This is a genomic window from Pseudomonas sp. P2S-1 (genome assembly GCF_057197725.1).
In genome coordinates, this window is record NZ_CM170068.1 from 3,617,803 (window position 1) to 3,639,862 (window position 22,060).

Sequence of the window (22,060 nt, forward strand, 5' to 3'; positions counted from 1 at the left end):
CGTACACGCGCTTAGTATTAATCCTTTAGTGATAATCCCCGTAAATGCGGGGTGGAACCGAGACGGCATGCGGGCTTGAGCTGACGAACGGCATGGAGTCGAGTGAAATTTCCTTCAGATTTGTCGGACCAGCCAAATTGTTTCTAAATATTACAAAGCTGACCGAACAGATGTTTTCGAGTGTTTGAAAATCCGCGAGGGTGTTATGGGGCAAGACGCGACGTGCGGGTTGAGCCACGCGGCGGGCGTCCACTATAGTGACGGCATGACTACCGAACACGATCTTGATGCCCGCATTGGCGCGCGCATCCGCACCGAGCGGGAAAGCCGCGGCTGGTCCCTCACCGAACTGTCGCAACGCGCCGCGGTTTCCCGCGCGATGATCCACAAGGTCGAGCGTGGCGAAAGCAGCCCCACTGCCAACCTCCTGGGCAAGCTCTCCGGGGCCTTCGGCCTGAGCATCTCCAGCCTGATCGCCCGCGCCGAAACCCGACAGGGCCGCCTGCTCCGCGCAGCGGACCAGAGCGTTTGGGTGGACCCGGAAACCGGCTACCTGCGCCGACATGTCTCGCCGCAGTCCGACCTGCCCGTGGATCTGCTGCAAATTACCCTCCCCGCCGGCAAGCACGTGCCCATGCCCGCCTCCGCCTATGCCTTCCAGCGCCAGTTGATCTGGGTCTTGCAGGGGGAAATGGTGTTCGTCGAGGGCGATGTGCGCCATGCCATGCAAGCCGGCGACTGCCTGGAACTGGGGCCGCCGGTGGATTGCGAATTTCGCAATGACAGTGCTGCGCAGTGCGTGTACGCGATTACCCTGCTGAACTGCCGTTGAGCGGGCTTGCACTGACAGTCCACTATAATGGATTATCTATCCACCATAGTGACAACCGGAGTTTGCCATGCTCATTCGCGACGCCGTTCCCGACGACATTCCCGGCATTACCCTGATCTACAACGACGCGGTCGCCCACTCCACGGCGATCTGGAACGAAACCCTGGTCGACACGGCCAACCGCCTGGCCTGGCTGGCTGATCGGCAAAAGGCCGGGTATCCGGTGCTGGTGGTGGTCGACGCCGCGGACGAAGTGCTGGGCTACGCCTCCTTCGGCGACTGGCGGGCGTGGGACGGGTATCGGCACACCGTCGAACACTCCGTGTATGTACGTGGCGACCAGCGTGGCAAAGGCCTTGGAGAAAAGCTGATGCGCGCCCTGATCGAACGGGCCCGGGCCATTGGCAAGCACGTCATGGTCGCCGGTATCGAGGCCGGCAACCTGGGCTCCATCGGCCTGCATGAAAAGCTCGGCTTCGAGAACGTCGGACACTTGCGGGAAGTGGGGGCCAAGTTCGGCACCTGGCTGGACCTGGTATTCCTGCAGCTCAAGCTCGATCAGCGCGTCGCGCCGGAGTAGGTCATGGGCTGGATCGTTGCGCTGCTGATGGCGGCCGGTGCTGCCCTGGTCATCCAGAACCTGCTGATGGTGCAGATCACCAGTACGGTCTCGACGGTGCTGATCACCTTGCTGGTCAACTCGGCGGTGGGGTTCGTCATTCTGCTCGGTTTGCTACTGGGGCGCTCAGGGCTGGCCGGAATTGGCGAGATGATCGGGGCGCTGCGCTACTGGAGCGTGCTGCCCGGGGTGCTGGGGTCGTTTTTCGTGTTTGCCAGTATCTGCGGGTACCAGCGGCTAGGGGCGGCGGCGACGATTTCGGTGTTGATTGCCAGCCAACTGGTGGTGGGGCTGGGGGTGGATGCGGTGAGGTCGGGTGGGGTTGCGGTGTCTTCCGTGGTGGGGGTGGTGTTGCTGGTGGGTGGGGCCTGGTTGGTGGCTTCGCGGTGAGGCAACAGCGCATAGAACAGTTCTAAAGCAGTACGCGGACCCTGTGGGAGCGGGTCACCCGCGATTACGCCGGTGAACTCACTACTGTAATGGCACGTTCAAGTAGGAGCGTGGCTTGCCCGCGAAGGACCGCTCCAGCGGTCCCAAAACCATCCAGCACGAGTTATGGCTCTTACAGTGCTGTGGATTCACCGCCTGGTTGATCGTATTTATCCAGAGACTCGGCGAGACAGGCTTGGGGACCGCTAGCGCGGTCCTTCGCGGGCAAGCCACGCTCCTACCTGGCCCGCGCCAGTCTTGAACCTGAGATATGTAGATACCTATGCAGTGATAGCAGCACTACCAGACCTCCGGTTGAACGAAACCTGTGAGCGCCACTCCAGATGGCCACAAGCTGGTGGACATGGTCAGTCAGTTGGACCGCCTCACTCCCCTTCCAACCCTCGCCCATCGCGGAGTCCCATGCCCACATCATCGATGAGCGCCTTCACTTGCTCACCTAGATAGTGGGCGGCCCAGACCGGGGCTCCGCCTTCGTCATCCACGCCACCGATAAGAGTCAGGCGGTTGATGCAATCCATCAGGACGGAGGCTTGGGCCAGGGCTTCGGCGCTCGGAACGCCAGGATTTACACGGAACAACGGATCACTGACTGCCGTGCACTTACTGAACGTAACGATACCGGCGGTAGTGTTTACCGGGCTGGAATTCATTTGGGAATTCATGGTGAGCATCGACCTCTTCCTTGGTGAAGGTTCAGAGCCTAGCAAAAACCCGTTTTGGGATAAACCTGTTTCAGGTTTATTAGGTAGGTCGGCTTTTTAACCGGCACACCACGATGAAGACGATTCACACTGCTGCTTATCAACGATTCCTTCTCCTGCTGGTCAACGCACGGAAGGAAGCGGAGCTCACTCAACGGGAGTTGTCGGACCGGCTAGGAAGGCCGCAGTCGTATGTTTCCAAGTTCGAACGTGGGGAACGACGGCTGGATGTGATCGAGTTTCTCGAGGTTGCGAGGAGCCTTGAGGTTGATCCACATAAGATACTCGACGAGATCTACTCGGCTCTCGATTGAAGCGAGCGGCAATAAAGGCCCTGGAAATTTGTCGAGACGTGACGCTCCCGACCGTCAATTTTTATTGACACCCTACCGCCCACCTCAGTATCGTCCCGCCTCCCTCCTTTCCGGCCACCTCCGCCGTGCACCGCCCAGGCGTTAACTCGCGAAGCGGGCATTCAAGGTTGCCGACACTGATGTCCGCTGTTTCCCAGCGGGCCTGATTTCCATATCAAGTGTTCTAAGGATGTCTCCATGATCATTCGTCAGGCTACCAACGCCGACCACCCACTGCTGCTCGACATTTGGCTGCGCTCCGTTCGCGCCACCCACCACTTTCTGCAACCGTCCGATATCGATGCGCTGCTTCCGCAGCTTCGGGATGTCTACCTGCCCGCTGTCGAGTTGTGGGTTGCGGTGGATGAGCAGGATCGCCCGCTGGGCTTTATCGGGCTTAATGAACAACACGTTGAAATGCTCTTTATCGAGCCGGATCTGCGGGGCAAAGGGATCGGGCGCGCGTTGCTCGATCATGCCCGTGGTTCACGCGGTGAGCTGAGTGTCGATGTGAATGAGCAGAACCCGGAGGCAGTGGGGTTCTATCTGCATTACGGGTTTGTCCAGACCGGGCGCTCGCCGCTGGATGGTGAGGGGCGGCCGTTTCCGTTGTTGCATATGAAGTTGGGTGGGTAATTCGGGACGGCCCACTAGACATTATCTCTAGTGGGCCGACGCATTATCTTTAAAATTTTCGTCCAACGTCCCGGAAACGTTGGGCGAAAGCCAATTGCCTGGTAAGCGTTATCTCGAAAGCCGCGTTGCCACAAGTGGAAAACGGCTAGCTTTCATACGCCTCCTTCACTTCAGTTAAAACACGCAGACGTTGCCGGCCAACTCGATACGTCCAAACCGCGCACCAGCATCCAGCGGAGTTATTGCCAGCAGACGGTCAAGGCGTACTTCCTGCTTCCCCTCCTCGCCTAGCAGCACAAGAAACTCCTCCTTGCTCGGCGCCGTGCGCGTATCCAGCGCCCTGGCGACGAAGCCCGGGCCTTCGAGCAGCTCGACCTGCAGGCGGTAGCCGTACATGCAGGCAATCTCTAGAAAGTCGTGCAGATCGCAGTTCAGGGGCTGGTACGTGGTCATGACGCCTTCTCCTAAAAACCTTGCAACGGAATGATGTAGTAGCCCTGCCGGGCAATCGCGGTCGCGACCTCCGGATGGGCCGGTTGGCTGTGACAAAACTGGCAACGGCTCTGTGAAACATCCGCCTCGGCTAAACCGCGGCTGGCAAGCCAGTCGCGGGCATAGCGGGCGGCGAGCGCCTGGTCGTTGCCTTCGATAAGCACGTCGAAGTGCAAGTAGCCCCCTTCGGTCGTGCGCACATGGGTATCGAAGACCTGGACGTTCACGGCCTCCTCCTTACTTCAGGTCGTCGATGGAAGCGCCGAAGTTCAGGTGCAGCACCTGCCCCTCGACCACCAGCGCCGGCACCGACTTGACGCCGGCCTCCTCGGCTTCGGCCACTCGTTGTGGCTGGTCGCCGAGGTGCACGACCTCGACCTTGACCTGGGGATCCAACAGGTTGAGCAGGGTCTGCTCGGCGGAAACGCAAACGGGGCAGCCAGCGTGGTAGAAGCGTGCAGTAGTCATGTCTAATGTCCTTCGATGAGTTGGTATCGAATCGATACTGAATCGAAGACTACTCCAGCATTGCGCTTTGTCAATATGGTTTTTAGTCGATACTATGTTTCGACTGGAGTGATGACATGACCGCGACCACTTTCTACGACCTGCTCGAACGCCTGACCAGCCTCATGCGCATCTGGAACCGCCAGCACCCGCTGCTGGCCGAGTTGCAGCCGATTCAGGTCAGTGCGTTGATTTACCTGTCGCGCTGCAACCGCTACTCGGACACGCCGCTGGCGGTCACCGAATACCTGGGGCTGACCAAGGGCACGGTGTCGCAGTCGCTCAAGGCGCTGGAGGCCAAGGGCCTGATCGAGAAGCGGCAAGACCCGCTGGATCGACGCAGTGTGCATTTGCAACTGACTGCGCCGGCGCGCTCGTTGCTGGAGGCGGTGGCGCCGCCACAGTTCCTGACCACGGCACTGGCGGGGATGGGGGAGCGAGCGCAGGCGTTGGAGGTGTTGTTCGGGGAGCTGTTGCGGCAGATTCAGCGTGAGGAAGATGTGCCGGGGTTTGGGTTGTGCAAGAGTTGTCGGTTTCACCAGCAGCGGGATGGAATGCCGTTTTGTGGTTTGACGCAGGAGCCGTTGAAGGGGAGCGATGTTGAGCTGATTTGTCGGGAGCATGTTGCGATTGAGGCAGCGTGAAACTTCTCTGGCTGCGCTTCGTTCGCGCCGCTCAACACGTACTGCAACCGTGCATCACGGCTTCGTGCAGACCGGTCGGTCCCCCTTGGACGGCCGTTAAAGCCACTGGCCTGCTCGCCGATACCAGGCTACCGACACTGAAGGACGACACTCGATGAAACGCAGTTTTATGCTTCTGGGCCTGTTCGCCGCGCTATCCACGAACGCCATGGCAGCCAGGATAGAAATGGTCGAAGGTATCGATCAGGTAGAAGGCATCATGAACTGCAGCAACCCGGCCTCCGCCAAACAGCTCGCCAAGGCATGGGAACAGGGTGGCTACGAAGCGGCAGACGACTTCGTCGTCGAGCACCGTGACAGTTGCTCATCCATTCCACCACGGGAAAGCCTGACGTACTCGATTGACCTGACTACGGCCAAAGACGGCATTGTCAAATTTGATGGCGACACACTGGAAAACTCTCTGTGGGTGCCAATCAAGGGAATCATGCCGGACCTGTACGCGAAGTTCGGTCAGGAACCTGGGGCCGCGACGGACTTCCTTGAGCTGGAACTGTTTACTCCCGTCGACGGGCTTTACTTGAGCCGTGGCGTCGTGGACCGGCAGATGAACGCCCTGCAGTTTGTTTACCTGCACGGCGGACAGGTGCATATCCTCTGGTACAGCCCGGAGACCAATAAAGTCCTGCTCGTGCAGGAGGCTGGCAACTCCAGCTATGACCCGCAAACCAGGACGCTGGTCATGGACCAACCAGGCACGACTAAGCGGCTGACTTACACCATGACAGGGAACCACGAGCCTCTGCGGTTCAGCACGAACGACAAGCCAGAGCCGGGGAAATTCATGCCCACCACCAGCCTGGACCGGTTCAACAACGGGATGCTGCTGCAGATGTTCCCGGCAACGGTGGAGAATCCCATGGCCAGGAATTTGAGGTTGTTTACATTGATGGCGAATTCGGGGTTGCATCAATAGCGCTTGAGGTAGATACCGACCTGCGCACTCAGTGAAAAAAGGCTCGCACATCAGGCGAGCCTTTTCTTTATGGTGCCGATTCAAGCATTCTGAACGGCCGCACTCCTGTACCTTGGCGATATCCCATGAGCAAGCCCGTTTTTCCCCAGCCATTTGAAGCGCTTGGCTGCTCGCAATGTCGCGACCTCGCGAGCCTGGGTTTCGACATTACGATGGCCTTCCAGCCCATAGTTCATGTTCCTTCAGGCAGGCCGTACGCCTATGAAGCACTGGTTCGTGGTCTGAACGGTCAAAGCGCTGCGGAAGTTCTCGCCCAGGTAACACCCGATAATCTGTACCGCTTCGACCAGGCCTGTCGAGTCAAGGCCATCGAGCAAGCGTCTGCGCTGGGCTTGGGACAGCAGGCAGACTGCAAGTTGAGCATCAACTTCCTGCCCAACGCCGTCTACCGTCCCAGTACCTGTATCCGCGCGACCCTGGAGGCCACACGGACCTTCGACTTCCCGGCCAGTCGGCTCATGTTCGAAGTGACCGAGGGCGAGCGAATCGAAGATACCGAGCACTTGAAAGCCATCTTCAAGGAATACGACCGACAAGGCTTCACCACTGCGATAGACGACTTCGGCTCGGGTTACTCAGGGCTGAATCTCCTTGCAGAATTTCAGCCGGACGTCCTCAAGCTGGACATGGCACTCACTCGGGGAATCAGCCAGGATCCGGTTCGCCAAGCCATCGTTGCCGGTATTGTTCTGGTAGCGGAGCGGTTGGGGATTACCCTTATTGCCGAGGGGATTGAGACGGACCCAGAGTGCCAGGCGTTGGCGGCGTTGGGGGTTGATTTGATGCAAGGGTATTTGTTTGCGCGACCGGAGGTGAATGGGTTGCCTTTGATTGAGCGGCTTGTTTCGTCTTGAACGGCTAGCACGAAATGGGAAAAAACTTTTCCCCGGCCCCTTTCCCATTTCGGTCAATGCAATCTTGGCATTCAGTCTTCTGGCTGGATAACCAGCCGTGCCTCCTCTCGGATTCCTGAATCGATCAGGTAACGCTTACCGCCAATAGTGCAGAATACTAGAAACTCTTTTCGTGAGCAGAACATTTTTGATGTTTCAATGTTTGAAAATAAGGTAGCGCGCAATCTGTCAATGAAAATAATATTGCTTTCGACTCTTCCAATGCTTGGGATGCGGCTCTGGAAACTATCACATTTTTCAGGAGCGTCAGTGCAGAGGATCTCCAGCCACTCAATTTTTTCCAGGTCAATACCAGGTAGCCTCCAGCCATCAATAAAGAGACTTTCATGGTCTTTGGCAAACGAATACTGTGCCAGGTTTATGTCGTTGCCGGGAGCAGACAAGACTTCGAAGCTCTTCGGGTCTGCATTTTTCAGTTTTTCAGAATAGTAATACACCGAAGTGCTATCAATCGCATATTTATCAAATTTAGGCTGCTGCTCCGGTATAGCTGTGGCAAGACTCGAGTCAAGTACCCGAAAATTTTTGCCGTCGGTGCTCGTCAGCCACAGTTTTCGCTCTGCACGAGTATGGTGAAACTGCAACTCACTGGGTAAATAGCAGACCGGGTTGAAGATCTGCCCGAGTGCACCTACTCCGACTCCACTGCACGGACTACTTCGACTAGTTGAGGTTGAAAACCAGTAAGCGCGACTTTCCGTAATTTGATAACCCACTTGGCTCGCGGAGTCATCGATTTTATTGGCGGGACAGTTTTGCCTCCTGTCTGGGTTTCTGTTACTAGCGATAGCCTCTTCCATGCTTACCTCGAACCAAATTTCTTGGCAACTGAATGTTTCAAATGCGTAGGAAAATATAGGAAGACAGAGAGCGTAAAGGAGCAGAATAGCGCAGCTTATGGGGTGCTTGCCCAAGCTCCGCTTAGGAGTCTTGGCTTCAACAAAAGTTGATAATTTGGAAAATAAGGTGCGTGATGAAATTTTCATTGAGATATGATTTTTATGCGCAAGGTGTATCAAGTATACGTTGACAGCAACTAGTACGCAGCGACGAAGATCAATAATTCTTGATTGAAACGAAACCGAATATTTCCCCTCACCTCTTGGATGTGTGCCAGGCTATTTTATTTGTATTAATTAATGTCCGCCGGGTGGTCAAGTATTGCTGGATTCGTTGCTTGAGCTTTGCACAGGAGGAAATGGGATACAGATTTAACGCTAAGTTAGTAAAAAGGCCCGCATCAACCAATGCGGGCCTTTCTTCATTTCTGGTGCCGGAGACAGGAATCGAAAAATACGCCTACAGCCAAGATATTTCGTGGCAATGACGAATCCAAATCGGAACTCATATCCCTAAACGTATCCCTAAAAAAATATCTACTGCCTGGGACCTCATCATCATACGGGGACGCGGTTGGAGGCCGGCTCTGCAACTAGTGGGGGCTGACTTTTTTGATTTTTCGCGTGGCTTTGTGTTTACGCTCCAGCCCCCTTCTGCCTCGTATTAAATCTGGGTACCACCAACCAACGCCTCATCAATCGGCTTCTGCCAGGGAAGCGCCGGCAGATAGGGTTGTTCTGGCGTGGGGACCGAGGCTCCCACTAAATATTCAACCAGACTCTGTAGCGTCTTTGAGGCTGCAGGTGCATCAGCTAGTCCGCTGGTTAAGGCTGCAACTACCACGAGTGAGCCGATAATACTTTGCCACTTCGGAAACTTAGACAAAGCCTGCGCCTTAATCTCGCGCAAGTAAGCAATTGCCAACAGCTTCGTCTCTTCGGTCAAGCATTCCGAACCGCTTAATTCGTCCAAAGCCTTATCAATCAAATCAACTACAACTTGCCCCTGTATCTTTGAAGGCTTAAATATACCATCGTCCGACTCCTCCCGATAACGAAGTACCTCCTCTGCCAATTTCAGACTCGATATTAGCTTGTCACAATTAATTATTATACGCTCAAGAGATATGCTTTCTTCACCAAAAACTCTTTTGGTTTCTGACGATGAAAAAAATCGCATTCCCGCCAAAGCTCTTAAAAAGCTTGTGTATTTCGGCCTGCGCGACATTTGCAACTTTAAATTTATTAGCGACACCTGCTCGACAAGACTGGACTCCCGTTCAAGATGGTCCAGCTGCAAATATATCTCCCCATCAATACTTGCAATATTTCGCTTCATTGAATAGAACAGTTCAGGAAACTCATCCATCGCCACCACGGCACTATCGAAACCTTCAATACTTCTGGTTACGTACAATCCTTCATACGCAATCGCCTCCTCCATAGAGGCAACTTCAATAAGAAACTTCCTGATCAGCTTTGCGGAGTTTCCCAAACTATAGGGCGCTATCCAGTCCAATTTTTATTTTCCCGAAATATATCTATCGAGCCATTAACACCCAATCCAGATGCTGTGCTACTTATACACTTATCCGAACCGAGCCTTATCTTCTTTACACTTTATGGATCAAGCAAGCATCCGTGACAGTTGAAATTACCTGCTTCCCATTTCTCTGTCCATCAGATGTATGCATGAAAGCACCCAGCTAACCTACCCGTTCGCTCAAAGCATGCTGGTTCCTTGCCCGAACTGATGTCATGCGGGACCGAGGCCCCGGCCCGTTTGCTGTTGCGGGTCGGTCGATGATGGTGAGGCCCTCCCAAGGGCAGAGGTCATTCGCAAAGAGAATGAATAATTGGGATAGCTCCCATATAGGTGTGTTCACTCGGTTCACCTGTTCACTAAGCTGAGCGGCCTGCCGCTAACGAAGCCTCGCGGGTTCCCAGCCCCGTATCTTGCCTGATCTCCCAGGGTCCCCACGCGATTTCTGAAGGAGGAACAAAGCATGCCTCGACCGCTGAAGGCGCTGTTAGATGGAGGGCGTGGGATCTCTAGCAGAGTAGGACCTTGAAGCTGTGTAACAGGTGTAAAGCGTGTAACGAAATAAAGCAACCCATTGATTAATATAGGTAATTATTCAGTTGCACCACGGGCAATACACATCTATCTAGCAGTGTGACAACGGAAGCGGTGTAACCTCGGCTGCCCGCTTGCGACGCCAGGCTGCACTTGACAGAAGGCAGCCAATGACCCGAGCAGCCCTCCATAAAAGGCAGCTTTGGGGCGAGAGAAGCTGTAGACATCAACCTCTAATGAAGAGGCCTTGTTGGGCCTCCAAATACTTGAACTTGGTACTGGGAAACGGCCTCAAGTAACGACTCCGCCAGCAGTCTCAGGTGCTCGGTCTCATCGGATGGGCGCCCCGCAGCTTTGGCTTCGTGGTACCTTCGTAATGCCTCAATGGCCTGCTGCATAAGTGGCTCACCCGCCTCTATCTTTTCCCGTAAGTCGTCCATGCTGTCCTCCGGTTTGCCCACAGGAGTATAGGACGCATAGCAGACCACTCCGTTAGGTACCCGTCATGTAGGACAGCTAACGGCCAAAAGCGGTCACTACATCTCCTTTACGAAACAAGGGAGTTTCAGTCACGGGTATCGAGTACACAGGGCGCCACAAATCCTTTTCCTACAACTCCTAGCTGCATTGGCAAAGCAAGCAGTGACTATTCACTGCTTGCACGATTGGGTGATGATTGCTTTCCAACGAAACCCAGAGGGACTGGGCTGATTCTCCATGGCGGTCATATGATCGAACCTCAGGAATAAATTCAACTATTCCAGATCATTAAGCGATTAATTATTGCCATCATTTCTGTAGATAGCTCCGGTCTAAATGATAAGTTTTCCTTGGAGAAGGTCTCGCTGAATTTTACCGCCTTATGATGTTTATCTGTGAATTCAGCAGCCTGGGAAAGATTGTTATTTTTTAGATAGTCCTGAACGTACTCATACTCACCGATTTGAGGCAAGCTAGACTTTTCATAAACCGATTCAAAACATTCCTTTGGAATATAATTTTCAATTTCTCGGCATCGGGTAACCCATACATACCCACGGTCGCTAGCAACGCTTGAAAGAAGCTCTGTTACCCTGTTCTTCAACTTTCCATTCTTATTTCTTCTATCGCTATCACATGCAAATATAAAATTTCTATTTATTTTTACGGCGCTAACCGCTTCCTGCAAATCCGCTTCTGGAGTACTAGCATCTATGTGGGCCAGCACACTACCGCCATAGTAAATAAATTGATAGTGATGTCCTTCCTTGTAAGCCCCCTCACCCCACAACTCAATAAACTTATTTAAATAAATTCTATCTGACGGCCCCTCTACCCAGATGATGCCATTTGCCTGGAGTATGTCACTGGCTTTGGCACCTAGATCGTCTAGGACGGAATAACCGCGATTTAAGTCATCCAAAATAAATCCAAGAACCTCGCCATTCTGCTTTTTCACATGGAGAATTTGCGCATCATCTTCACCATGAAAAAGGTCAATTGCGACCTGCGAATGCGTTGTCAAAAAAATATGACATTTTTTCGATTTTGCGTAATCCAGTAAGAATGAAAACAAATTTCTTTGCAACGAAGGATGTAAGTTATTTTCCAACTCCTCGAATGAGAAAATATAATTTGGGATGTCTTTGCTCTCAAAGTCCGGGCGCACCAAGAGATTAAGTAATGTTAATATAACGGTCTTCAGTCCGCTGCCTGATGCCGAAAGTGGAACAAGGCCCTTCCCTTCCTCGCCAAGATAAATTTCCCATGTATTACTATCGGAATGATGCTGAACTACTATCTCTGAAAATACAGCATCAGGCGTGAAAATCACATTTAACGCCGTAAGTAATCTGACCTGAATCAAGTCCCTGTCAAGATGTGAATTATTTATATAGCTCTGAATAATATTTGTAGCTCCCTCGCCATTGCTTTTCAGTGTAAACTCACGTGTATATTGTTCCTTAACAAGATCCCTGTCTGCATCAAGCTGAATATGTCGAAAGCTCCTATGTTTACTTGCTGCTACAGCACGGCTAATCCGCAAAATTTCACCACGTAACAAACTTGCTTCGTACCCCTCAACCCTGAGGACTTCTACATCTCTTCCCAACTCCCTCCATATAACACGCTTACCTATAAAATTCTGACCATGCCCCCGCCAGTGATTATTAGGTAGGTCCCCTCCCGTCATATTGTGACTAAAATGTGGCTGCAATTCGGCCTCGGTTAATGTTTCTCCAAACTCGATGCTTTTCCCTATTTCATTTTCGACTCCGCGCTCCCTAAACATATGATCCACGGCGGCAATAAGGCTTGACTTGCCTATATTATTTTTGCCAACAATCACATTTACTGGCTTGATCGCCAAAAAGCCAGCTCCTTTCTGTTTAAAACCTCTATAATCCCGAACCCAAAAACTAGTATTAATAGTCAAGATCTACCTAGCCTATGTTTAAAATTAAAGTGACAGTACGGAAACATCTATCAGGATACTGTCGCGCAATAAATGACTGCTCTCGGCCGTTTGTGACTCGCCGCAAACGGCTGGTATTGGCCGTTGGCAGCCTCGGATCAGCGCTCCAGGAAGATGATAGCCTTCTGCCGTAAAATCATGCATCTTTGACCATCATCTCCAAGGATTACCGAAGTGAGCAGTACGCGATTCGTAGGGAATGCTAAAGAGCTGAAAAGCGGCCCGAACGACAAGGCAGACTGCATCGTGATCACCGATCGTAAGCTTGCTTTGGCGGTACGTGTGATCAAGTCCGTGACGTACACGAAACTTGCATTGATAGCAGGCGGAGCAGGGGTAGCCGCGGCCAGCTTCTGGAACCCGGTGGGAGCTATTTCTGGTGGTGTTGCCGGAGCCAGCGGTCTGGTGGCCTTCGGAGCTGCTGCGGGTGCGTAGGTGCTACCGGTATCACTGGCGGCGCAGCTGCGATTGCCGTTGCTGCGATTGCCACCGTCGGCGTGCTTGGGCTGGCGGCAATGGTCATGCGTAAGGACTACGCGCTTTCGATCGATGGCGGCGCCAATGGCAATGTCATCACCACTGGCGACAAGCCCAATGTGAATGGAAAGTTCTCATTCAAGATGACCCTGAAACGCAACGGCAGCAACTGAAGGGCAGGAGGGAGGCTGCCTTGTGAGGCGCCCGCTTCCGACCCAAAGCAGCCCGTTGGCGGGAGCAACTCACGGACAACAGCGGACCATCCGCCTGTATATAAAACTGGAGCTTCCATCTCATGCTGAGCGCCACTCAAAATTTTGGGAGACGTCGAATCCTTTCTCCAGCTCGGTGCTAGCGGCCAATTGCATCGGGTTCGGTGGAAAGCAAGACGCCTCGCCGATTACAAACGAGGTCGCCCCTCCAGACCTTGAGCATCACACCCCTAAAGCCTTACGGTTGCCAATACTGACTCTACCGTTGCGTCGCGCAGGCGCCCCCTTTGCATCGGATGCTACCCAGCTATGAAGAAAGACCTTCCGCTCATCGACTCAGACCAACCTCTATCGAAGTCCCACGCTCTTGATCATGACAAGCTCCAGCGACGGGGCTTCGCTGAAGCTGCAATGAAGGCCCTGCAGAGGGTATCGTCCACGGCCGGATTCGTCATATCAATTGAAGGACCGTGGGGGAGTGGGAAGTCATCAGTGCTCGCAATGATGGAGCAGCTGATTGTCCAGGATGAACGCAAGCCCCCGATCATCGCTAACTTCAATCCCTGGTTGGTCGGTGATCGCGATGCACTCCTTCGCCAGTTCCTGAATGCCATCGCGTCAGCAATCAACGTTCAGGATCATGCAGGGAAAGCTCAAAAAGCATCCACAGCACTGCTCAACTACGCCACCGTCTTTGATCTCGTGAAGTGGGTTCCAGGCGCAGAGCCGTGGGCCTCACTTGTTAAGGGAGTAATGGAAGCAGGAGGGAAAGTTGTCGGCGGAATTGCTGAAGAAAAAATTCAGGGCATTGAAGGACAGAAAGATAGGCTTGAGAAGGCTCTGCGAAAGCTGGACAAGAAGATCTACGTGTTTATTGATGACGTGGATCGACTGTTCCCGACTGAAGTTTTTGAAATGGTTCGAATCATCAAGGCAGTGGGCCAATTACCCAATGTCGGTTACGTGGTGGCCTGGGACCCAGACTATATCTGTCGTGCCCTGAAAGCCGCGACAGTCCCGCAGGCAGCCAACTACCTCGACAAAATTGTCCAGGTTCGCCTTCCTATTCCCGCTATCTCTGCGCATGCTCGTCTCCAGCTTCTGAACGGTGCTTTGGCGGCGCTTCCAGAGGACATGACGGCGGATTACTTCGAGAAGCAGGAAGGCCGCCTTCAAACCCTTTACTTCTCTGGCCTCCGCGAATTACTAGAACACCCGCGCGATGTGACACGAGTGATGAACACCTTAAGTGTCATAGAACCGGGGCTACGTGGTGAGATTGTTCTTGCCGACATTCTAGGTTTGGCTTGCCTGATGGTCCGAGCGCCTAGTGTTTATAGCGTTCTACGGAAGGACCCTGACTTTTTCACTGCAAGGAGCCCCTCCATTAGAGGGGGGGCGGACGCTAAAGAGCGGGAAAATGACTATCGAAGGAAGGCGAACCGCCTCTTTTCTCAGTGCTCGAATCCGGATGCAGTTCGTAAGCTCGTACATCATCTTTTCCCTGCAGTAGCGGAGGCTAGCGGCAGTTTTGGATTTTCCCGCTCGATCGATATCGAGGGTCATTTAGCCGCACCGAGCCGTCTAAACATTGCACTAAGCATGGCGATTGGAACCACAGATGTGAGTCTGGTGGATGCCAGACAATATATTGTTCAGCCGCATTTACGCGGAAACATTGAGGCAAAACTGTCGAGAGAGAACTGCTTAGGTTTCCTCGAACTATTAGGTGACATTGCAGAATCAACCACGCCAGAAGAGGTTGCCGATCTGAATGACCTCTGTTTAGCTATTGGCCGGCTCTTAGATAAACCACCGTTCTCGCTTTCGATCGATTCGCGTGGCTTCTTCACAGTTTCAGCTGATGCGCTTGCGATGTCGGCCATCGAAAGTCTCATCACCAATTCCGGCCAAGATGCCAATGAGATTGCCCACTCGATCACTGCAGATCCAGACTCTCTATCTATGGCCGCTCTCGTCTTGAGTCGAGGACTCTTCGCTCCCAAAGAGGACCATGAGCTGGTATGCAATCCTCAAGCGCAAAATACGGTAGCTGAAGCATTCGCTAAGAACGCAATCAGCTCAGCGGAGGATGGCTCGCTCTGGTCTAGATATGATCCGTCTCGAGTTCTATGGACGATCATGCGAGCGGCCCCCGAATCAGCAAAGAAAATGTTCTCAGCACTCAAGCGACAAGACCCGACACTTGATGAGTTCGCACTGCACTTTTTGAAGCATGCCTTCAGCTCCAATGGCGGTCAAAGCTACTGCCTCCCCGATGATCCAGCGGTCACGAATCTGGTTAGACCCCAGACACTCCTCGCACATGCTCAGATACGCCTTGCAGATAAGGATGTTGAGTATCCAGTGCGTGCGGCATGGAGATCGGTGGTAGAGAAGAAACCGCTATACGGTAATGGCTCTGATGGACGAATGTGATCGATCGCTAATGCTACTACAGCCGATGCGTTCCGCTCGTTCTTGGGGACGTTATCATGCAAAGGCAGGCTTGCTCGGATTTAGGAGTGTCCGCTCCTGGTCGTTTGCTGTCTTCAGCAGATGGCTGCTTTGGGTCGAAAGCGGACGGTCGCGACAGACCGCTCCGACACCAGGTCGGGATACGGTATGAAAAAAGAGGGCGCTGCGCCCTCTTTTTTCTGTGGCTATGTCACTATCAAGTTCACGTCTTCTGCAAAGAAATCAGACGATTATCGATGTGCTTCACTGCTGCGTTCATGACATCTATCGACTTCCTTTCAACGAGCGTGAGTCTTTGATGATTATCCTTGATTAGCTTCACCAGGCCCCGCAGGTAAAGCCTTCGCTCTGTTAGCGCGTCGCGAACAGAGGGTGAGTTTTCTGTTAATCCAAACATGGTCCTTTCTCTTATGCGTTCCAAACGCATTGCAGCCTGCTGATGCAGACTGCTCGCTTCCTATTGAGGCTAGGGCTCAATCAAGGCCCCCCGCCGTGGCGTCAGCCTGACTTTCTGCATCGTTTTCCAACCCGATGATCTGTTGAGGTCCGAATTGCCTGGCCCCAACCATCAAGCTGCTCTGATTCCATTGGCGATACAGATCCATGCGACTCGGGATCCTGAAATCATGGAAGGCCATTTGCTCTCGCCCCAGGTACTGCATGCCGGCGTACAGCTTACCCCCGAGATCGATCAGCGCCTGGGCTGCCGCATCCCACTCCTCCTCCAGCCGCTCGGTGGCCAGCGATACCGCATTACGTTCGAGCTTTGAATACTCTCGGTCAGCCTCCTCGATATGCTCATCCACGACCTGAATCTCTCGCTCTAGTGCGGTGACGATCAGGCCATGACGGCGTTCATCCTCTTGGGCAGTTTCTAGAGCTTTGGCCGCTTTCTGAGCGGCAGTCGAGGCAGCTTTTTCTCCGTCGATATCCCCCCAGGCTACCGCTTGAGCATAGCTTCGAGCCGCTTCCTCCTCAGCAGCGCGGGCCTCTGAGGTTTGCTTAGTCGTCTGGGCCTTCACCTCTTCGAGGCGAGTGGTCAGCACTTTGCGCTTCTCCAACAGTTCGGACTTATCCGCCGCCCAGGAACGCAGGTGTTCGTGATAGTCGGCCATCAGGCTTGGGGTATTTTGTTTGCGCTGGTGCCAGTTGAGATCACGGTCGATTATTTCAATCCTGTGCTGAAGGCTACTGATACGGCCCAAGCTGATATTCAGGTCCGTTTCGATGCTGCCTCTTTCTCCCGAATGCTCTGTTGCAGGCTCGCGTAGCAGAGCTTCATGCCTCGCTACGTCCTCCTGGTGCTGCTGAATTTCAGATTCAAGGCTTGCGCGTTCTACAGATAATGCGTCGAAAGTTCTCATAGGGTTTCCTTAAAGTCGTTGGGGTTGGATGGCTGGCGAGGCCGGAAGCGCCCGGCTAGATCTCGTCGTGATGAGCTGCCGTTAAGCCGCTTCCGTTTCCGCCAATGCCACCTCTGCCCCTGGCTCGCTCAAGACCACATAGCAGCGCTGCACACCCATGCCAGGAAGGCGTACCGAGCTAGACGCTTTTCCGTCTTTACCTGGCTGCAGTACCCCCCGCAGGACAAGCTCCCGATTGACGGCGGTGAGGTTAAAACCTCCAAACACTTCAAAGCGCCAGGCCTCGGGCAGCACGTAATAGGTGATGGTGGTATGCAGGTTGTCGCCTACACCGTGCTCCATGGTTTTTCGGAAGCCCAGTCGATCAATGGTTCGCGGTCCGTGCTCATCGATCTTGGCGGCGGTGGATTCCCAGCGTGTGAACCGACTCTCGCCGAAGCGCTCGATCACCTGGCGCAATCGAGTCATGATCGCTTCGCCTTCCAGGTTGCCTGCGCCGCCACGCTCCGCCAGCCATCCATGCAGACAAACCCGGGCTGCGGTCGTGGCCGTTCCATCCGGCCAGCCCGTCACACCAAAGGCGGTTGCCAGCTCTCCCGCCGCTGCTGCCAAGGCAAAACGCAACGCCGCCCGCTGGGCCTGGCCGCTGGCCGTGGCAGGAAGGTTCTGGGCAATGAACTGCTCCACGGTACGCCGCACGATCACCGACCACCGCAGCATGTCGCCAGGCTCACTCAGAGCCCTCAGAAAGGAAGTGAGCGGCGTGCCGTAATACTTGGCTACCCGCGCCTTGAGGGCGTCAGAGAGCGCAGCGGCATCCTCAAATCCGTTCAGCGCATCGAACATGCCGAGGCCCTTGCTCGCGTCTGCCGGCACGGCAAGCATCCGCACTTCCATACCGGCCTTGAGATCCTTGTTGGCCTCGGCCATGTGCTGCGCCAATGTCTTCTCGCCGGTCGAGAGGAACAGCAGACGCCACTCCTGCACCTGCCGGCCCGCTTGACCTCGATCATTGGCCCTGGCCTTACCGGTCCCGTTGCCGAGCATGTACACCGTCTCACCGATGATGCGGGCATCGCACATGCCGATTTCATCCAGTACCAGGAGTCCATCCGAATGCGCGGCGGCGATGGACTCCAAGGCGTTATCCGTCGACCGCCACGAACGCACCAGGCGGGGACCGCCGTAGACGGACGCGGCCACCTGCAGGTGTGTGGTCTTGCCGCCCGAACTATCGCCGTAGAAGTGGAAGCCGCCGGATTCATGGCCCAACAGGTTCAACAAAGGCCCCGCAAAGGCGACGCTGACGACAAATGCCAAACGGTGGTTGCCTATGCACAGCGCGCCGATCTGCTGTTGCCACTGCTCCAGGGAACCGGCCTCGCTGATGGGCGGCAGTTGCGCCCCAGCCTCGTAGAAGTACAGATGCTCGTCGTTTGATCCGATCTGCTGCTCTGGTAGGAGAAAGGCATTACCGTGCCAGCCCAGGCGCGTAACCAGTCGGGCTCGCTGCGCACTATCGAACCCACCCAGATAGCTCTGGAGGTCGTTTCGGGCATTGCGTCCGGAGCGGCTCCCGGCAAGTCGTAACCCCATATCCACCAGAGGGCCTAACACGTCCTTGCCGAAGTCCCCGGTCATGGTCCGCGCCGGAATGTTCCAGCGTTTTTTCACGCCGTCCGGGTCGTCGAACTCGACCAGCAAGCCCCAGTTGTGGCCCTTCTCATCGCGAGTTCGGGCAATGATTTCCAAGGGCGAACACACCGGACGCGCCTCGCCATCATCGCCGGCGTAGAAGACCCCATCGGGAGTCAGCCGAAAGCCCCCAGGCATCAGGTCGTTCTTTGATTTTACAGGCCGTTTGGCCACTGGCTTTGCCGGTGCAGGCTCTTCAGGTTTCTTGCCGGTCGCGGACGAAAGAAGTTCGCCAGTTCGCAGCAGCTCCGCGAGGTGGTCAGCGGTCCAGCCTTTCGCCAGTGCATCGGCAGCGTCATCGCCGTCTTCCCACTTACCGCCTTTGGCAAATGCGGGCTTTCCGCTTTTGCTGGTGGGCTTACGCTTGAACACCTCAAGCGTCAGTCGCTGGACTGATTTCGCCCCGAGCTCAAGCAACTTCGACTCGACGGCATCCATGCAAGCTTTTCCGCTGGCGTCGTTGTCCGGCCAGAGCAACACGTCGCGCTCCTTGAGTGGAGACAGGTCCGCCTTATGCCAAGAGTTCGAGCCATTCGGCCAGCAGGTCCCCACGTGCTCTGGCATCAACTCAGCCGCAGCGTCAGCAGCCTTTTCACCTTCGCACAGGACTACCGGTGCATCGGCTCGCTGGGCCAGCTCATTCAATCGCAGCAGTGGGCGTGGCTCGGATAGCCCTTGCCAACGCCACTGAGTGGCTTGACCGTCAGACCGGTTACACCAGGTCAACGGTGCAAACACTTTTCTCGGCTTGCCGTCCTCATCCGGTCCGAGATCGAAGCGATACAGGACCATGAGAGGTTCACCCTGGGCATCCCGGTAGATCCATACCTTGGATGGCGCGCCGTGCTGCCGATGTTTGGCCGGACACTTGCTCATGGCCTCGGCAGGGATCGGCTGAACAGCGATCCAGTCAGGTGCCTTACTTTTGGCAGGCGAGCTCTTGCCTTGGGTTGTGCCGGCAGAAACTCCAAGCAGGTCCGCCAGCTTGTTGCAGGCTTCAACGTCAGTGCCCCCATCGAGGTAGCGCACCAGGTCAATAAGGTCCCCGCCTTTGTCACCGGTGGCGAAGTCCGCCCAGGTGCCCTTGCTCAAACTCACCTTGAGCGAGCCCGCGTGCTTGTCGGTACGGGTTGGGTTGGGAGCGGTGTATTCCTTGCCGCCATCGACACGCTTGCCGTGTGGCAGCCAGTGCTCCAGCACACGATCGATGTTCTGCAGAGCGGCGCTTTTCACGTCAGCGAAGCTTGGTCGTTTTTGAGTGCTGCCAGTGCGCTGGGTCATGGCTCTGCCCTCGCTGCAAACATTGAGTCGCTCACGTCATCAAGGAGGGCCTTGGCCATCTGGCCGAGGTAGAAGGCGGGCCAACTGAAGCGCTCGCTGCCATCGTTCAGGGCGGCCTCGAGGGTCAGTTGATTTGCGTAAAACTGCAGAAGGGAAACCGTTTCGAGAGCATCAGAGATAGACGCTCCGGCGTTCACTCGAAACAGGCGCTCCCCATTTGGGCTTTCAAGGAAAGATGCCCGGCCCAGCGTAGTTGGAGCGGTCATTGGGCACCGCCTTTCTGCTCAACAGGAACAGAGGTCGCATCACCATGAAGCGCAAGTGTTTTGATCAGACCCAGGGTGCCACGAACATCCCAAATGATTGATGCGATGACATCGCCGGAGAGGCTGGGTTGATCACTCTCGAAGTGGTACTCAAGCAAGGTCAGCACGGAGTCAGCGCGGTTGATCGCGCAGGTGATCGCATCGATAGGTATGCCGGGTTCGGCTTGATTACCGACGGTGAGCAATTGCTCAGGCAGGTCGGATCCGTGGAGAGTGCTCATAGGACACCCCCGGTGGTTTCCAGGGCGCGAGCTTTTGCCATATGGGCGTTGTAGCGGGAGAGGCGTGTAGCGAGGCTGGAGTTGGCGTGTAGAGCGGCGAGAGCCATTGCACGGTGTGCAGCGGCGCGAATTTTGGACGGACTGAGGGCGTGCATACGGTGAGACTCCTTGATTTGAGGAGCTACCACCAACCGTCGCCAAACGATTAAGGGTGGTAGCTGTGCGCGGGTTGGCGAACCGGGAATCAAGGAAACCGGCAGACCCGAAGGTCTCCCACGCACAGCCACCATAAACAGGACGTGCGGGCACAAAAAAAGCGCCAGCAATCGTAATGGGGGCGCTTGTGCGCCTTGAATTCATCGGGTCGCCAAACCCGGTCGCTGAATTTGCAGCGACCGGATGAGAGTAACTGTGCTCTTCTGAAAGCGCAACCGTAACGAGGGCTTGCGGATTGATCCGAAGCGAAATAGATTGAGCGTGCATACAGATTCACCCAAACGCCCCTGGTAGCCGCCGGGGGCGTTTTCATTTGGAGGGAAAGCTGGGAGGGTCAGTTGCCGGACTCCGGCGGGTGAGGCTCGCCTTTCAGCCAGGCATAGATCCGTGCGTCTTCACGACAACGGCGCCGGTACTCTTCTGCGAGCCATGTCTCTCGATCCGCCACGCACTCTGCGACGAAGGTTTCCAGGTCGGCCTTTTCCCGTCCAAATGCGTGGCTCTTTTCACTGGTGGCTCGCTCCGCTTCCAGGTCTTTCGCTACCCATGTGTCCCAGACTTCTGGGTCGTTGGAGTAGGTGCAACTTTCATCGACGAACCAGTAGGTGACCCACTCGGCTGTCTGGCTCGGCGTCAACGCCAAGCACCGCTGTTTCTCCATGGCAAACGGGCCGTCGCCGTGAATGGTGGAGAACTCGCGACGAATGCCGTGCTTGCGCACGAAGTCGGGCATTTCCCATGGGTTCGCACGGAGCGGAATGGTCAGCCCGTCTGGATTGAAAAAGAACGCCTCTTGGGTTTGGCCGTTCCAGCTCACACCGGCAATGATCCGGTGACGCCAGTTGATTTCGTCCTTCTTGTACAAACAGAACGCTGCGCCATACGGATCGTGGAATGGGCCGGCGAAATGGTGGCGGCGCACGCTCATACAGCCACCCGATCACGCGCCTGAATTCGGCTGCGCGTCCATGCTTGAACTTCGGAAAGAACCCAGGCTACTGGGGCACCCCGGGCGTTGCTGTTGCTCAGCTTAACGGGCAGCGGAAAGCCACTCTCGGCCTGCTGCATCAGCTTGTAGATCGTGGGGCGGGCCAACCCTACGATGGCCATCACTTCAGTGATGCGTATCAGAGTGGTCTGTGGGTCGCGCCCAGAATGGAGGGAGGTTGCTGCGGAGAAAGTGGTCATAGTCGTACCTATATCTACAGAGACAGGTACAGACTAAAAACTCA

Annotated in this window: 25 protein-coding genes; 12 read left to right on the forward strand and 13 right to left on the reverse strand. The window is 55.0% G+C overall.

The genetic code is table 11. From position 1 onward, the window contains the following. Positions 1 to 265: 265 nt before the first annotated feature. The 3 genes from AC2CQI_RS15950 to AC2CQI_RS15960 all read left to right on the forward strand — a co-directional run bounded on the left by AC2CQI_RS15950 (position 266) and on the right by AC2CQI_RS15960 (position 1,841). Positions 266 to 832 (forward strand): helix-turn-helix domain-containing protein, encoded by a 567-nt coding sequence (locus AC2CQI_RS15950; protein ID WP_484577283.1) that lies wholly within the window; start codon positions 266 to 268, stop codon positions 830 to 832. Positions 833 to 899: 67 nt separating this feature from the next. Next, complete coding sequence (locus AC2CQI_RS15955; protein WP_484577284.1) at positions 900 to 1,412, forward strand: GNAT family N-acetyltransferase; 513 nt, start codon at positions 900 to 902, stop codon at positions 1,410 to 1,412. 3 nt (positions 1,413 to 1,415) lie between these two features. Continuing rightward, positions 1,416 to 1,841 carry a DMT family transporter gene (locus tag AC2CQI_RS15960; protein WP_484577285.1) on the forward strand — a complete coding sequence of 142 codons (426 nt, stop codon included), beginning with the start codon at positions 1,416 to 1,418 and terminating at the stop codon, positions 1,839 to 1,841. A 425-nt stretch (positions 1,842 to 2,266) separates the two neighbouring features. Here the strand turns inward: AC2CQI_RS15960 and AC2CQI_RS15965 are convergent, their stop codons facing one another. Beyond that, entirely contained in the window at positions 2,267 to 2,554 is a 288-nt protein-coding gene (locus tag AC2CQI_RS15965; RefSeq protein ID WP_484580628.1) for a DUF3077 domain-containing protein, read from the reverse strand. Between the two features lie 125 nt (positions 2,555 to 2,679). Here AC2CQI_RS15965 and AC2CQI_RS15970 point away from each other — a divergent pair, with 125 nt between their 5' ends. Further along, complete coding sequence (locus AC2CQI_RS15970) at positions 2,680 to 2,919, forward strand: helix-turn-helix domain-containing protein (protein WP_484577286.1); 240 nt, start codon at positions 2,680 to 2,682, stop codon at positions 2,917 to 2,919. A 237-nt stretch (positions 2,920 to 3,156) separates the two neighbouring features. Then, positions 3,157 to 3,594, forward strand: coding sequence for an acetyltransferase (locus AC2CQI_RS15975; protein WP_484577287.1), 438 nt, complete (start codon positions 3,157 to 3,159; stop codon positions 3,592 to 3,594). A 174-nt stretch (positions 3,595 to 3,768) separates the two neighbouring features. Here the strand turns inward: AC2CQI_RS15975 and AC2CQI_RS15980 are convergent, their stop codons facing one another. Genes AC2CQI_RS15980 through AC2CQI_RS15990 form a run of 3 tightly spaced genes read right to left on the reverse strand, consistent with a single transcriptional unit; the run spans position 3,769 to position 4,554 of the window. Then, positions 3,769 to 4,047, reverse strand: a complete 279-nt coding sequence (locus AC2CQI_RS15980; protein ID WP_484577288.1) for a Rho-binding antiterminator — start codon at positions 4,045 to 4,047, stop codon at positions 3,769 to 3,771. A gap of 11 nt (positions 4,048 to 4,058) precedes the next feature. Further along, on the reverse strand, positions 4,059 to 4,313 hold the full coding sequence (locus AC2CQI_RS15985; protein ID WP_484577289.1) for a DUF2024 family protein: 255 nt from the start codon (positions 4,311 to 4,313) through the stop codon (positions 4,059 to 4,061). A gap of 10 nt (positions 4,314 to 4,323) precedes the next feature. Then, positions 4,324 to 4,554, reverse strand: a complete 231-nt coding sequence (locus AC2CQI_RS15990) for a glutaredoxin domain-containing protein (protein WP_484577290.1) — start codon at positions 4,552 to 4,554, stop codon at positions 4,324 to 4,326. A 116-nt stretch (positions 4,555 to 4,670) separates the two neighbouring features. Here AC2CQI_RS15990 and AC2CQI_RS15995 point away from each other — a divergent pair, with 116 nt between their 5' ends. The 3 genes from AC2CQI_RS15995 (at position 4,671) to AC2CQI_RS16005 (ending at position 7,127) form a co-directional block, all read left to right on the forward strand. Further along, entirely contained in the window at positions 4,671 to 5,237 is a 567-nt protein-coding gene (locus tag AC2CQI_RS15995; RefSeq protein WP_484577291.1) for a MarR family winged helix-turn-helix transcriptional regulator, read from the forward strand. A 154-nt stretch (positions 5,238 to 5,391) separates the two neighbouring features. Beyond that, positions 5,392 to 6,213: a hypothetical protein gene (locus AC2CQI_RS16000; protein ID WP_484577292.1), complete on the forward strand. Its 822-nt coding sequence runs from the start codon at positions 5,392 to 5,394 to the stop codon at positions 6,211 to 6,213. Positions 6,214 to 6,338: 125 nt separating this feature from the next. Then, positions 6,339 to 7,127 (forward strand): EAL domain-containing protein, encoded by a 789-nt coding sequence (locus AC2CQI_RS16005; RefSeq protein WP_484577293.1) that lies wholly within the window; start codon positions 6,339 to 6,341, stop codon positions 7,125 to 7,127. Between the two features lie 71 nt (positions 7,128 to 7,198). On the opposite strand, the gene AC2CQI_RS16010 is transcribed toward AC2CQI_RS16005, so the two are convergent. Next, complete coding sequence (locus AC2CQI_RS16010; protein WP_484577294.1) at positions 7,199 to 7,987, reverse strand: DKNYY domain-containing protein; 789 nt, start codon at positions 7,985 to 7,987, stop codon at positions 7,199 to 7,201. Between the two features lie 266 nt (positions 7,988 to 8,253). Between AC2CQI_RS16010 and AC2CQI_RS16015 the strand changes: the two genes are divergently transcribed. Then, positions 8,254 to 8,514 carry a hypothetical protein gene (locus AC2CQI_RS16015; protein ID WP_484577295.1) on the forward strand — a complete coding sequence of 87 codons (261 nt, stop codon included), beginning with the start codon at positions 8,254 to 8,256 and terminating at the stop codon, positions 8,512 to 8,514. Positions 8,515 to 8,690: 176 nt separating this feature from the next. On the opposite strand, the gene AC2CQI_RS16020 is transcribed toward AC2CQI_RS16015, so the two are convergent. Both AC2CQI_RS16020 and AC2CQI_RS16025 read right to left on the reverse strand, forming a co-directional pair. Continuing rightward, the gene (locus AC2CQI_RS16020; RefSeq protein ID WP_484577296.1) at positions 8,691 to 9,545 is read right to left on the reverse strand and encodes a hypothetical protein; all 855 of its coding nucleotides are present in this window, start codon (positions 9,543 to 9,545) and stop codon (positions 8,691 to 8,693) included. A gap of 1,309 nt (positions 9,546 to 10,854) precedes the next feature. Beyond that, positions 10,855 to 12,519: an ATP-dependent nuclease gene (locus AC2CQI_RS16025; RefSeq protein WP_484577297.1), complete on the reverse strand. Its 1,665-nt coding sequence runs from the start codon at positions 12,517 to 12,519 to the stop codon at positions 10,855 to 10,857. A gap of 213 nt (positions 12,520 to 12,732) precedes the next feature. On the opposite strand from AC2CQI_RS16025, the gene AC2CQI_RS16030 reads away from it, so the two are divergent. The 3 genes from AC2CQI_RS16030 to AC2CQI_RS16040 all read left to right on the forward strand — a co-directional run bounded on the left by AC2CQI_RS16030 (position 12,733) and on the right by AC2CQI_RS16040 (position 15,686). After that, positions 12,733 to 12,993, forward strand: a complete 261-nt coding sequence (locus AC2CQI_RS16030; protein ID WP_484577298.1) for a hypothetical protein — start codon at positions 12,733 to 12,735, stop codon at positions 12,991 to 12,993. 86 nt (positions 12,994 to 13,079) lie between these two features. Continuing rightward, positions 13,080 to 13,208 carry a hypothetical protein gene (locus AC2CQI_RS16035; protein ID WP_484577299.1) on the forward strand — a complete coding sequence of 43 codons (129 nt, stop codon included), beginning with the start codon at positions 13,080 to 13,082 and terminating at the stop codon, positions 13,206 to 13,208. Positions 13,209 to 13,556: 348 nt separating this feature from the next. Continuing rightward, the gene (locus AC2CQI_RS16040) at positions 13,557 to 15,686 is read left to right on the forward strand and encodes a KAP family P-loop NTPase fold protein (protein ID WP_484577300.1); all 2,130 of its coding nucleotides are present in this window, start codon (positions 13,557 to 13,559) and stop codon (positions 15,684 to 15,686) included. Positions 15,687 to 16,198: 512 nt separating this feature from the next. On the opposite strand, the gene AC2CQI_RS16045 is transcribed toward AC2CQI_RS16040, so the two are convergent. From AC2CQI_RS16045 to AC2CQI_RS16070, 6 genes are all read right to left on the reverse strand, one after another. Next, positions 16,199 to 17,089 carry a chromosome segregation protein SMC gene (locus AC2CQI_RS16045; RefSeq protein ID WP_484577301.1) on the reverse strand — a complete coding sequence of 297 codons (891 nt, stop codon included), beginning with the start codon at positions 17,087 to 17,089 and terminating at the stop codon, positions 16,199 to 16,201. 81 nt (positions 17,090 to 17,170) lie between these two features. Then, complete coding sequence (locus AC2CQI_RS16050; protein ID WP_484577302.1) at positions 17,171 to 20,065, reverse strand: DUF927 domain-containing protein; 2,895 nt, start codon at positions 20,063 to 20,065, stop codon at positions 17,171 to 17,173. Then, positions 20,062 to 20,331 (reverse strand): DUF3077 domain-containing protein, encoded by a 270-nt coding sequence (locus AC2CQI_RS16055; RefSeq protein ID WP_484577303.1) that lies wholly within the window; start codon positions 20,329 to 20,331, stop codon positions 20,062 to 20,064. Before AC2CQI_RS16055 ends, AC2CQI_RS16050 begins: the two co-directional genes overlap by 4 nt. Then, on the reverse strand, positions 20,328 to 20,612 hold the full coding sequence (locus tag AC2CQI_RS16060; RefSeq protein ID WP_484577304.1) for a hypothetical protein: 285 nt from the start codon (positions 20,610 to 20,612) through the stop codon (positions 20,328 to 20,330). The genes AC2CQI_RS16055 and AC2CQI_RS16060 overlap by 4 nt, the downstream gene beginning before the upstream one ends. 550 nt (positions 20,613 to 21,162) lie before the next feature. Next, the gene (locus AC2CQI_RS16065; protein WP_484577305.1) at positions 21,163 to 21,756 is read right to left on the reverse strand and encodes a hypothetical protein; all 594 of its coding nucleotides are present in this window, start codon (positions 21,754 to 21,756) and stop codon (positions 21,163 to 21,165) included. After that, the gene (locus tag AC2CQI_RS16070; protein WP_484577306.1) at positions 21,753 to 22,016 is read right to left on the reverse strand and encodes a helix-turn-helix transcriptional regulator; all 264 of its coding nucleotides are present in this window, start codon (positions 22,014 to 22,016) and stop codon (positions 21,753 to 21,755) included. The genes AC2CQI_RS16065 and AC2CQI_RS16070 overlap by 4 nt, the downstream gene beginning before the upstream one ends. Positions 22,017 to 22,060 lie beyond the last annotated feature (44 nt).

Coding starts and splice junctions, on each gene's coding strand:
- AC2CQI_RS16000 (WP_484577292.1), top strand. CDS start 5,392: ATGAAACGCAGTTTTATGCTTCTGGGCCTGTTCGCCGCGCTATCCACG.
- AC2CQI_RS15950 (WP_484577283.1), top strand. CDS start 266: ATGACTACCGAACACGATCTTGATGCCCGCATTGGCGCGCGCATCCGC.
- AC2CQI_RS16040 (WP_484577300.1), top strand. CDS start 13,557: ATGAAGAAAGACCTTCCGCTCATCGACTCAGACCAACCTCTATCGAAG.
- AC2CQI_RS15995 (WP_484577291.1), top strand. CDS start 4,671: ATGACCGCGACCACTTTCTACGACCTGCTCGAACGCCTGACCAGCCTC.
- AC2CQI_RS15970 (WP_484577286.1), top strand. CDS start 2,680: ATGAAGACGATTCACACTGCTGCTTATCAACGATTCCTTCTCCTGCTG.
- AC2CQI_RS15975 (WP_484577287.1), top strand. CDS start 3,157: ATGATCATTCGTCAGGCTACCAACGCCGACCACCCACTGCTGCTCGAC.
- AC2CQI_RS16005 (WP_484577293.1), top strand. CDS start 6,339: ATGAGCAAGCCCGTTTTTCCCCAGCCATTTGAAGCGCTTGGCTGCTCG.
- AC2CQI_RS16035 (WP_484577299.1), top strand. CDS start 13,080: ATGCGTAAGGACTACGCGCTTTCGATCGATGGCGGCGCCAATGGCAAT.
- AC2CQI_RS16060 (WP_484577304.1), bottom strand. CDS start 20,612: ATGAGCACTCTCCACGGATCCGACCTGCCTGAGCAATTGCTCACCGTC.
- AC2CQI_RS16055 (WP_484577303.1), bottom strand. CDS start 20,331: ATGACCGCTCCAACTACGCTGGGCCGGGCATCTTTCCTTGAAAGCCCA.
- AC2CQI_RS16070 (WP_484577306.1), bottom strand. CDS start 22,016: ATGACCACTTTCTCCGCAGCAACCTCCCTCCATTCTGGGCGCGACCCA.
- AC2CQI_RS15960 (WP_484577285.1), top strand. CDS start 1,416: ATGGGCTGGATCGTTGCGCTGCTGATGGCGGCCGGTGCTGCCCTGGTC.
- AC2CQI_RS15955 (WP_484577284.1), top strand. CDS start 900: ATGCTCATTCGCGACGCCGTTCCCGACGACATTCCCGGCATTACCCTG.
- AC2CQI_RS15990 (WP_484577290.1), bottom strand. CDS start 4,554: ATGACTACTGCACGCTTCTACCACGCTGGCTGCCCCGTTTGCGTTTCC.
- AC2CQI_RS16045 (WP_484577301.1), bottom strand. CDS start 17,089: ATGAGAACTTTCGACGCATTATCTGTAGAACGCGCAAGCCTTGAATCT.
- AC2CQI_RS16050 (WP_484577302.1), bottom strand. CDS start 20,065: ATGACCCAGCGCACTGGCAGCACTCAAAAACGACCAAGCTTCGCTGAC.
- AC2CQI_RS15965 (WP_484580628.1), bottom strand. CDS start 2,554: ATGAATTCCAGCCCGGTAAACACTACCGCCGGTATCGTTACGTTCAGT.
- AC2CQI_RS15980 (WP_484577288.1), bottom strand. CDS start 4,047: ATGACCACGTACCAGCCCCTGAACTGCGATCTGCACGACTTTCTAGAG.
- AC2CQI_RS16065 (WP_484577305.1), bottom strand. CDS start 21,756: ATGAGCGTGCGCCGCCACCATTTCGCCGGCCCATTCCACGATCCGTAT.
- AC2CQI_RS16010 (WP_484577294.1), bottom strand. CDS start 7,987: ATGGAAGAGGCTATCGCTAGTAACAGAAACCCAGACAGGAGGCAAAAC.